6 protein-coding genes are annotated in these 11,672 nt (G+C 43.9%); 1 reads left to right on the top strand and 5 read right to left on the bottom strand.

Features of this window, described 5'->3' with window-relative positions; genetic code table 11:
- Positions 1 to 13 precede the first annotated feature (13 nt).
- From CTT30_RS19315 to CTT30_RS19300, 4 genes are all read right to left on the bottom strand, one after another.
- Entirely contained in the window at positions 14 to 6,055 is a 6,042-nt protein-coding gene (locus CTT30_RS19315; RefSeq protein ID WP_252036696.1) for a VCBS domain-containing protein, read from the bottom strand.
- 166 nt (positions 6,056 to 6,221) lie between these two features.
- Entirely contained in the window at positions 6,222 to 6,707 is a 486-nt protein-coding gene (locus tag CTT30_RS19310) for a hypothetical protein (protein ID WP_252036695.1), read from the bottom strand.
- Positions 6,704 to 7,822: a cytochrome-c peroxidase gene (locus tag CTT30_RS19305; RefSeq protein ID WP_252036694.1), complete on the bottom strand. Its 1,119-nt coding sequence runs from the start codon at positions 7,820 to 7,822 to the stop codon at positions 6,704 to 6,706. Before CTT30_RS19305 ends, CTT30_RS19310 begins: the two co-directional genes overlap by 4 nt.
- 51 nt (positions 7,823 to 7,873) lie before the next feature.
- Entirely contained in the window at positions 7,874 to 9,385 is a 1,512-nt protein-coding gene (locus tag CTT30_RS19300; RefSeq protein ID WP_252036693.1) for a lytic polysaccharide monooxygenase, read from the bottom strand.
- Positions 9,386 to 10,137: 752 nt separating this feature from the next.
- Here CTT30_RS19300 and CTT30_RS19295 point away from each other — a divergent pair.
- Positions 10,138 to 10,833 carry a substrate-binding periplasmic protein gene (locus tag CTT30_RS19295; RefSeq protein WP_239864039.1) on the top strand — a complete coding sequence of 232 codons (696 nt, stop codon included), beginning with the start codon at positions 10,138 to 10,140 and terminating at the stop codon, positions 10,831 to 10,833.
- A gap of 91 nt (positions 10,834 to 10,924) precedes the next feature.
- On the opposite strand, the gene CTT30_RS19290 is transcribed toward CTT30_RS19295, so the two are convergent.
- Positions 10,925 to 11,563: an NAD(P)-dependent oxidoreductase gene (locus CTT30_RS19290; protein ID WP_252036692.1), complete on the bottom strand. Its 639-nt coding sequence runs from the start codon at positions 11,561 to 11,563 to the stop codon at positions 10,925 to 10,927.
- Positions 11,564 to 11,672 lie beyond the last annotated feature (109 nt).

Genomic DNA, 11,672 nt, shown 5'->3' with positions numbered 1-11,672 from the left:
AATGTTATTATTTTTAATAAGGATCAATTAAGTGGCTAGGGTCAGTATGATCATGGTGTTCGTCAGGGTTTATTAGATCCTGATGCTTGTTATCGCTGTCATCAGTTTGGTCATGTTTTGGTTCTAACATGTCTGTATCCACGGCTTGCTCTTGGAGCTCAGTATGTTCTCCTTCAGTCAATACAATATCAATATCATTTGGCAACTCAGATGGTGTTGGTGTTGATGTTTCTGTAGAAGCTTGTTCGGAGTTTAAGCCGAGAGCAGAGAGATATGCAGCTGCGCCGTGGTGTGAATTGCCTTCACCTGTTGGCGGAGCGGTTTGTTCATCGGTAACTTCATCAGGAGAAAGTATGACATCAACGGTTGGTACTTGTTGATCTACCGTCTCATCAGATTGGCTAACTGGCGTGGGAGCTAGTGATGTTAGCGTCATACTTGCACTGGCGTGTGTTGCACCAGAGTGTGCATCTTGGACATTGTAGGTAAAGTGTACTTGACCGTTGTAACCTTTATTGGGGGTGAACGTATAAGTCCCGTCTTGGTTATCTCGAATGGAGCCATGGTCAGCAACTAAGTTGTCAACCGATAATTGTCCCTTGTCGTTACTATCAATATCACTAGCGTTTGCTAACAAATCAGACGCGGTGATGGTTTGAACGGTGCCTTCTTTGCCAGAGTTTAACTGAACCTCACTTGATACAGCAGGGGCGTCATTAGTGCCATGAATTGTGATCACAATGTCATGGGTAGTACCATCCTTTGAGTGTACGGTCACGGTATCGGTCAAGGTTTCATTCTCACCTAGTTGTTGTATTTCAGGCTTACGATTATCAATGTAATAACCCCAATCGCCTTTTGGACCTATTTCGAGTTTACCGCCTAACGATGATGTGTAAGGTGCCCATTCAGGGTGCATAGGTACAGATATTAATGTGTTAAATTCAAATCCTGATTCGCCAAGATCTGAATCTGTCGCTGTGAGCATACCATGAGCTTGGATTGTGTATGAATAGTTTCCGACAACAGAAGCATTGGGTTTGTAATCTTCCGTTACATCGCCTGTATCTTGACCACTAAATACTGCAGCATCGTTAGTTGGTAAGAGGGTAGTACTAGCCCCTGTGCGGACTTCACCCCCGTTTGTATCCTTCACATCGTAGGTAAAGTGAACTTGACCGTTGTAGTCTTTATCGGGGGTAAATGTATAAGTACCGTCGTGGTTATCTTTGACTGAGCCATGGTCGGCAACGAGATTGGCGATACTCAGTTGACCTTGGTCGTTGTGATCAACATCGACTGCATTTGCTAATAACTCCCTAACTGTAATGGTTTGAGCGATGTCCTCTTTGCCCGAGTTGAGTTGCACTTCACTCGAAACATAAGGCGCATCGTTGTCGCCATGGATGGTGATGACAATGTCGTGAGTGGTGCCATCTTTGGAGTGAACGGTAACGGTATCAGTGAGCGTTTCCCCTTGCCCAAGTTGTTGGATAGCTGGTTTGCTGTTGTCAATTGAGTACCCCCAATCGCCTCTGTCATTGATGTACAAACGTCCACCAAGCTGGGTATGATACGAGTTAGCTAGCAGCTTGGCATCAAACTCCGATTGGCCCGCATCTGGGTCCGTGACTGTTAGAGTGCCATATGTGTCCAACTGTCCGGCTAATCCTGACACGCTCGAAGCCAAATTACGGTCTTCGGTGACATCGCCCGTATCTTTTCCTCCGATCGTTGCAGCATCATTCACCGCCGCTAAGTTCATGGAGGCGGTTTGCTGTACAGACGCACCATGCTCATCTTGTACTTGGTAACTAAACTGGACTGGACCAGTGTAATCCTTATCAGGTGTAAAACGGAAAGTACCATCATGGTTGTCTGTAACTTGTCCGTGGTCGGCAGAGAGGCTGTGTATGCTCAGTTGTGCGTCATGGTCAATATCACTGGCATGAGCAAGTAAGTCAGAGGCTTGCAAGGTCACCGCTGTGTCTTCTTTTCCCGCAGCCAATGTGACTGATGACGACACCGTCGGGGCATCATTGGTGCCTGTAACAGTAATCGTAATACGGTGCGGAGTACCATCCGCAGAGTGAACCTCGTAGATAACATCTTTGGTTTCACCTTGCTTAAGGGCTTGGACCGCCGGGTTACCATTTGCCAAAACGTAATCCCAATTGCCATGACGGTCGATGTGCATTTCTCCTTGGAAGGGGTCACTGATGGCCCTTTCATGTCCAAAAGCTCCCGATGTTCTAAAGTGGTCTTCGCCAGCATCAGGGTCGGATACGGAAAGACTGCCAACCACTTGAATACGATGCATTGAATCGGGGAGAACGTGCTTATCTTCGGTTATTGAACCGGTATCGGTACCCGTAATTGTTGCAGCGTCACCTACTGGAGCCAAGGTCATGGTCGCCCCCGTATGCGTCACACCTGAATGCGCGTCTTTGACATCGTAGGTGAAATGTACTTGCCCGTTGTAGTCTTTATCGGGGGTAAAGGTATAAGTACCGTCGTGGTTATCTTTGATTGAACCATGGTCGGCAACGAGATTGGCGATACTCAGTTGACCTTGGTCGTTGTGATCAACATCGATTGCATTTGCTAATAACTCCGTAGCGGTAATGGTTTGAGCGATGTCCTCTTTGCCCGAATTAAGTTGTACCTCACTCGATATAGTTGGTGCATCGTTGGTTCCATGAATGGTGATGACGATATCGTGGGTGGTACCATCTTTAGAATGAACGGTAACGGTGTCCGTTAAGGTTTCATCTTTTCCCAACTGTTGAACTTCAGGTTTCCGATTATCGATATAGTAAGACCAACTGCCATCAGGAGTTATTTCAAGTTTGCCACCTAATGATGAGGTATACGGCGCCCACTCAGGGTGTAATGACGAAGTAACTAACGTTTTAAACTCAAAACCTGATTCGTTTAGGTCAGGATCAGTCGCTGTTAACGAACCTTGAGCTTGAATTGTGAATGCATAATTACCGTTGACCGCTGAGTATGGTTTATAGTCCTCGGTCACGTTCCCTGTATCTTGCCCACTAAACACCGCAGCATCATCTTGCGGCGCTAAGTTCATCGAGGCGGTTTGCTGTACAGATGCACCATGTTCATCTTGTATTTGGTAGCTAAACTGGACTGGACCAGTGTAATCCTTATCAGGTGTAAAACGGAAAGTGCCATCATGGTTGTCTATAACTTGTCCGTGGTCGACAGAGAGATTGTGTATGCTGAGTTGTGCGTCATGGTCAATATCACTGGCATGAGCAAGTAAGTCAGAGGCTTGCAAGGTCACGACTGTGTCTTCTTTTCCCGCAGTCAATGTGACTGATGACGACACCGTTGGAGCATCATCGGTGCCTGTAACGGTAATCGTAATACGGTGCGGTGTGCCATCCGCAGAGTGAACCTCGTAGATGACATCTTTGGTTTCACCTTGCTTAAGGGCTTGGACCGCCGGGTTACCATTTGCCAAAACGTAATCCCAATTGCCATGACGGTCGATATGCATTTCTCCTTGGAAGGGGTCACTGATGGCCCTTTCATGTCCAAAAGCTCCCGATGCTTTAAAGTGGTCTTCGCCAGCATCAGGGTCGGATACGGAAAGACTGCCAACCACTTGAATACGATGCATTGAATCGGGGAGAACGTGCTTATCTTCGGTTATTGAACCGGTATCGGTACCCGTAATTGTTGCAGCGTCACCTACTGGAGCTAAGGTCATGTTTGCCCCAGTATGCGTCACACCAGAATGTGCGTCTTTCACATCGTAGGTGAAGTGTACTTGTCCGTTATAGTCTTTATCGGGAGTGAAAGTATAAGTACCGTCTTGGTTATCTTTAATTGAGCCATGGTCGGCGATGAGATTGGCGATACTCAGTTGGCCTTGGTCGTTATGGTCAACATCGATGGTATTAGCCAACAAATCTGCTGCTGTAATAGTTTGAGCGATATCCTCTTTGCCCGAGTTGAGTTGCACTTCACTCGAAACATAAGGCGCATCGTTGTCGCCATGGATGGTAATGACAATGTCGTGAGTCGTTCCATCTTTGGTTTGAATGGTGATGGTATCGGTTAGTGTTTCACCTGCGCCTAACTTATCTATGGTTGTTCCCACAGTGGTAGTCGCACCTTGCCTTAGCCAATCAGTCTGGCCTGCTGCAACCTTGTAGTCCCAATGGCCATCCTCTCGAAGTAGGAGGTGGCCATACTGGCCGTGATAGGAATAGATGCCGCCTTTAGTATCGAACTTGGCTTCACCTGCATCTAGGTCGGCAATGGACAGTTGGCCACTTGCATATAGAGCATCATGACTAATTTTCGACATGCCAGGTTGGGCATAGTCCGGTGACATATCCTGACCCGCCTGATTTTCATGAACGTTACCTGTATCAACACCCGTCACTTTGGCAGCATCGTTAGCACCAGTAATCACTATCTCAAGGTTTTGCGTGGCACTCGCGCCGTGTTCATCAGTGACTGTAACAGGAATAGTGAGCGTATCTTTTTGCCCACTTGTAAGGTGTTGATAAGCCGCATTGGTTGGGTCAAAGCTATAACTACCATCTGGATTGAAGGTTAAGCCATCAATCGGTTGAGCTATTGAATAGGTTAATGTTGCACCATGGTCGATATCATGACCTTGCATTTGTCCCGTTAACCGCTTTCCATCTTCGGTTACGGCATGAGATTGAGCGGAGAGGGTGGGAACGTCATTGCTTCCTTCAACTTTGATGGTGATTGAATGTCTTGTTCCGGCCGCAGACTGAATGGTAAATACTTCTTGGTGGTGTTCAGATTGATTGAGATATTGAACTGCCGCTTTATTATTATCGAGAATGTAGCGCCATGAACCGTCTTTGTTGAACTCTAAAGCACCATATACCCCCGCTTGTTGACCAGCAATAAAGTAATCTTGATTGGCATCTGGGTCTTGTATTGATAGCTGACCACTCACAAAGGTTTGTTTATCTTCAGTAATGGAGCCAAATCCACCGCTAATCGATGCGTGATCGTCGGTGCCACCAATCGACATGTTGACGACTTGAGATGTGCCATCTTTAGTGTGGATGGTAAACGATTCATGCAATTCAGTTTGACTGGTTAGTGCTTGAATGTTGCTTTGCGAATTGTTGACCTGATACTGCCAGTGACCTTGGGCGTCGATTGTTAATGTACCAAATTTCCCTTTGAGAGTTTCAGCTTGAACGGCGCTCTCATCATGGTCAGGGTCAATCACATCGATTTTGCCCGAGGTAGTGATCAAGCCATGTGAGTCGACATTACGATCTTCAATAACACTACCTCTAAGATCACCTGATATGCTTGGTGAATCTTGGTGCCCCTGAACCGGAACTTGAATGACAACATCTGTTCCATTCGACAAGTGAACAGTGAATGTATCAGTTCCTGGCTCCTGTTTCTGTAGAGCAATGTAAGCTGGAGATTTTGGATCCAGTGTGAATGTGTAACTACCGTCGCTATTGATATGTAAAGACCCGTATTTACCTTTCATTGTCTCATCTATATAGGTTATTTGAGATTGCGAAGTTAGCGCTGGCGTTTGCAGTGGTGTTGACGGTTTTGTAGTAACGGTGTTTGGTGTGTCAGTGTGGGGGACATGGTTGGTAATCTGATGCACAAGCGGATGTTGTTTAGTTGATAGATGATGAGATGGCGTTACAGACAAAGAGTCTTGGAGATGCCCCTTTTCTTCCATTTCAGCAACGGCTTCTTCGCTCTTTAGACTCGCTTTTGGCGCCGGAGTATTTGGAGTGTCATGGCTTGTTTGAACTGTTTCATTTTTTACCACAGAGCTTGAATCGTATGGCTGTTCACCAGTATGAGATTCATTCGAAACATTATCTGTTTCTTTACTTAGCATGAGAGAAGGCAGAATCATGGCGATCTCACGAGGAAGTGGAACCTTAATGTTTAGGCGTGAGAACAATCGAACTTTACTAGCCGCTGTTTTGTTCTTTGAGGGGGCTTCCTCCTTGTTAACGTTAGCATTCGATTTTCTGTCTTTTTTGTCATTAGTCGCCATTGATGTTCCCTGCCGTTATGAAATTAGTCTCTCTTCAGTAAAGTACAAATTCTGATTCTTTTCTATCTTCAGCAACTATTTAAAATGATTGGATTTTGTTATTACCCAGCTATCAGTTTTAGTGGTTGTCTTATTCGCAATAATGCGCTCAAAGCGTACTGTGTTATCAGCGATCTTGTTCTTGGTGAATCTTTAATGTGATCGTTTCATTAGGTGTGCCTACAACTTTGACTGGGTAGCTACCCCATTCATGAGTGTTTATGTGAGTGATGGTCATATCTGGTTGATCGCATTGCTGGTTAGTAATGTTTTGCCCTGTTGTATCCGCGTCTTTCATTTCTATATTTATTCCCGTGCTGTGGAAGACAATGAGCTTTTCATCCCAATTCTCAACAGATAGATTTAGGTAAGCTTGTCCACCATTATTGAGTTTAAGTGTGATCGCTAAGGGAGTGGAAACACTCAAGCTTTGTTGAGCAGCTTCATCGGGTGACTGTGCGGTTTCAAATGTGTTGGTTGGTAGCTCACATAGGGCACGATATTCTTTAGCAAAATATTGGTTGCGTGCTGAATCCATATCGGCAAGGGCTTGAGGGCTAATAAGCGCGATAGCGGTTGTCAGGCTGATGAATATTGGGCGTGTTAGTATCATCTTAATATTGTTTCCGATTGTTGTTGATGTAGGCATGATGGTGTTGAATTGTGCTCATTCTTGGTCCTAACAGAGGAACCGAATGGTGAATTAAATGGATAGCGTGTCCAGTCTTGGTCGATAGATAACGAGCGAAGAAAAGCAATGAGCGCTTTTTTCTCATTGGTCGTTATATTAAATCCATTAATTAGAGTACTTTTGGCCGGGTGATGGTAACCATCGCCCTTATTCGGCCCATAGCTAAGTTTTCTTCCGCCTCTGGCATAACTCTCTATGACGGACTCCAATGATTGGAAGCTACCGTCATGTCCCCAAGGCCCAGTGTTTGATACATTGATTAAAGAAGGAATGCGAAACTTCCCATCGTCCTCCCATCGTTTTGTATATTGCCTTACCCCAGGCTCACCAATAGGGTAGGAGAGCATCCCATTTTTGTTAGGTACCCCGTAGAGACCCGTATTTTGATAATGGCTTAGGGTATTTACAGGTTGATTCAGCAAGGGGCCGCCATGACAGGCTGAGCAGTTGAGTTTGTCACTATAGAAGAGCTGCAGGCCATGTTGCTCCTGTTTTGTTAGGGCTGTGATATCTCCATCCCTATACCGTAGGTAGCGTGACTCTTGGCTAGTGATCAGCGTTAAGTACTGCTTTAGAGCCCGTACTATGCGCTCTACGCTGATGTTTTTATCACCAAATGAACGTTCAAACATCGATGGATAACAACTGTCTTGAGCTATCCGTGAGATCAACTTTTTCGGTGTTATACCCATTTCGATGGGGTGAGTCGAAAACATTGGGTTGGTGATCGCAGTGTCGATCATCTTGCGAGTGGGATCGGCCTGAGAAAAGTGAGTAAAGAGAGATACATTGAGCAGTGAAGGAGTATTTAGCGTGCTGTGGTTGCCATTAATGTCGATGGTTTTCGTAAATGTGTTACTCCAGCCATGTGTGGGTGAGTGACAAAGTGCGCAGCTTCTGTTCTCTTTGACGGATAACCGAGTATCAAAAAACAGATGACGGCCTAGCTCTTGTATTGCACTAATCGGCTCCTCTGCGAAGGTGACACTAGGTAAAAGCAAAAGTAGAGCCAATAAGACGTTGAAGTAATACGACATAGAAAACTTACAGAACTAGGCCACCTAAATATAGGTGGCCTTTGATTGACTTTAATCTAGCTTACGCCACTGTTGATCGACCCAGTTAGGGTCACTGGCAACACCAGGTAAGAACGCTTCGTCGTTACAGTGTGCAGCCCAGTCGCCGAAACATTCGTAGATACCTTCGCCTTCAAACTTCACCACGTCACCGGCCACGTAGCTGCCAAAGCCTTCTGGGTATAGGTAGTCATACTCAATCTCGCCTTGTTCTTCAACAACGGAGAATTCGTATGCGGCTTGTTCAATGGAACCATCAACCTGACTAAGAATTCGAACGCTATAGTTTCCTAATGCATTGACTTCAAAAGATGCAGGCTGCTCTGTTGTTCCTTTGATGATTTGTTCTGGTTTCTCACCGCCAACGGTTCTCAATGTCGCTGTATATGAGTAAACATCTTGTTTGCCATTGATAACAGTGACCTCAACAGGAATAGAAAGAGTTTCGCCTGGTGCTAACTCATACTCTGCTTCTTTGTTTGACCACTCTATAGAGGTGTCATTGGCATCCTGATCGACTTTTTCAATCAAGTGTGACCAATTCTCGTTGGTGTAGTAGATATTATTCTCTGATGGGTCGTCACTGATGATCACTTCATCTTCATCGTTTAATACACCCACTTGCACATATTGTGAAATAGTCTGATTACTGTTGATGGACTCTGCTAAGTCAATCTTCCAAAGATCGTTTTTTTCGTTCTCAGGCGTAATATCCTGTAAGACTTCGAAATCTTCATAACCTTCATACATCAAACGAGCCTTGACTTGGTCTCCAGAAGCGACGTCGATTGTTTCCGTTGCAAACTCTTCACTTTTCACCCATGGTGACTCGTCTGGCCCCGGTTCGTGGTCACCGACTATAACGTTGGCACAGCTATAAAAGGCTTCTGGGCTGTCCCATACATCTTGAGGCGGCACTCCTAAAACTTCATGAGCTTTATGATCTGGGTTAGGGCGTTGCCAAACTTGGTAGATAATGTGTTTGCCCGTTTTGCCTTCTGGCCATTTTACTTTGTACTTAATAACCTGATCAGGTAAACCTCCTTTACCGTCAATAACGGTAAGCCTTTCCAAGTCTGCCCAAGTCAACCTATCCGTATCTGGATTAAAGCCGTCACGAGTGACGAAAAGATCCCAATACCATGTTTTGTGTACTGCTGTGTGCATATAGGTGATTTCAAATTCGCCATTTTCGTCCAGCTCAATTTCAGTGGCATATCGGTTAGCACTTGGGATATCAAGTACTGAGTAATCGCCACCTTTAGAAGCTGAACATAGCTCTTCGTCTTTGATGACTGCTTGGTGATCGCCAGCAGCACTGCCGCTATTAATCTCATTTTTTTGATTTTTGACAGTGCTATTACACAAGCTCGGATCTGTGGTTGTGTTTTCGTAACAGCTATTCGCATAATCTTGTGGTGAGACCATATAGCCATGAGCTGACACAGGGGTGACATAAACACTGCTCAGTGCCGCAGTGAGTAAACTCAGCTGCAATACTGTATTTTTCTTATTGATTTTCATTAGGTGTATCCTCTTGTTGTCATAACCTAGAACTGAAAATAGTACGGGTTTAATAAGTTACTTATCTAATTGCTCGATAGTTAAATTTATAAAATTAAACGATGTGAATTACTTTTATTACCGGTATAAATATATCGATGATATTTTAAAATGTAATTGTGATTTATTTAAATTTTCAATAATTAATATTTCAAGTGTTCATTTTTGACTTGGTATTTTCGTGATTAATGCATTACAAGTATTATATTCAGCTTATTTGTATGCCCATGCTCTTGGTGAACATTGTTTTTATGGCATAGGTCTCAGTCTATGGAGTTAAGCTCAACTAAACGGACTTGTTCTTGTTATATATTTTGACGTTATTAACGTAGGTTGTTTTTGTATCCAAAAATTAAACTCTCGAATACTTTGGGCAGTTATTTTATATAAATTTACATATTCCTATTCAAGTTTTATTTCTGATTTTCCATCTCAGGGAAGAAAGTGGTTTTTTATAAAAAAAGAATTTGAATGGATATCACGTAAATAATTTAATCTTGCATTCGTTTAATGTGTATTGGAGTAAAACTGAGCGCAGTTTTTCACCCGTTCATTGCCATCTCGCTAGACTATAGTGTGGAATTTAAGCTGATACTCAACAAGTCCAATATTGGTTTAACTTTGCATGGTGTGTCAGTATGTAACCTATATAAATAACAAAAAGACATTTGCTATCTATACTTATATTAATTATTAAGAGATAACTGTTTGATATGATGACAAAACCCTTACTGATCACAGCATTAGTGTTCATTTTTATGAGTATGAAGACGCATGCTGCATACGATATGCATTTTTTCCTGCCAGATTTTCCGCCTTACACTATGGTTAATGATCAAGGACAGCCAGATGGAATTGGTCTTGAAAAGGTCTTACCGATCTTGTCGTCTATCGGAGTAAATTATACGGTAACAGTGTCATCAAACCACGGTAGAGCATTGTCTGAATTAAGAAAAGAGCGCTCTGATGGCTTCTTCATGGCCTCGAAAAACGAAGAACGGGATAAGTATGCGGTTTTTTCAGAACCCGTGATGATCAATCGTTGGGTTTGGGTGGTTAGAACCGAAGATATGAACGGATTTGATCCCCATAGTGATACCTTCAAAGCAAACGCCAAGGTAGCGAGTTTACTCAATACGAACACTTCTTATTGGCTCAAAAACCAAGGGTATCAAATTAGTCCGCCAGCGACCAATCCCTCAGGATTAGTTGAAAAGCTGGATAATAAGGAGATTGATGCCTTTCTTGTTGCTGAGGTGGTATTTCTCCATGATGTGATCGACTTAGAAGGGTATGGTGTGGTTTTAGAAGAAGAAAAGGCTTTTGGCCTCTATATCTCAAAACGTTTTCTAGAACAACACCCTGAGTTCATGGAAAAGCTTAACACAGCCATCCGGCGTTTTCGTTGATTGTGAAAACTTTGTGATGAGTCAGTATTAGGGCTGTCGATATATCATCACTTTTATAAGTAAAAAGGAGCCATGTAAGGCTCCTTTTTACTTAGTACGCAACACCAATACGTTGGTTTAGGTGCTTGGCTGACTCAAGTTCGTCGATCATAGCAACAGCATAATCAGCGACTGAGATTCGACTGTTGCCATCACTGTCTGTCAGCAGTGTGTCACCACCAATTCGGTAGGGGGACTGCTTCTCCCCAGGGAAAATTTCTGCTGCAGGGCTGATGAAGGTCCAGTTGACAGAAGTTTCAGCCGAGCGAAACACCTCTAAAGCTTCTCCCATAGCGACAGCTTCTGGCTTATACTCGTCAGGAAATTCTGGAATAGAAATAAGCTGAACGCCAGGTGCAACTTCCAGAGAACCGGCGCCACCGACCCAAATTAGTCGAGATGCGCTAGATTTAGGCAGCTGAGTCAGCAGAGTTTCTGCTGTTCTAGCGACGATGTCGTGATTGCCGGCGGCGCGTCCGCCAATGGCTGAGATCACGACTTCTGCATCATCAACTGCGGCTATGATATCAGCACTACTATCCAGTAAATCAAACTGTCTTGTCTCAACACCTTTTATTTCAAAGTTAGCAGGGTTTCTTACTAAAGCGATAACCTCATGCCCGCGCGCTTTTGCTTCGTTTACGATGTGGCTACCGATCCAGCCTGATGCACCTAATACTGCAATTTTCATCTTTGTTTCTCCTATGAGTTATTTTGTATTTATTGACAACAATTGCAGTCTAATAGGTGTTAAATGAGTTATAAATTAGCCATAATGATACACATTGTATCCTTTTATG

It is taken from the genome of Vibrio coralliilyticus (genome assembly GCF_024449095.1).
GTDB classification, from domain to species: domain Bacteria; phylum Pseudomonadota; class Gammaproteobacteria; order Enterobacterales; family Vibrionaceae; genus Vibrio; species Vibrio coralliilyticus_A.
Note: the sequence above shows the minus strand (reverse complement) of the source record. Positions and strands in the feature narration are given on the sequence as shown.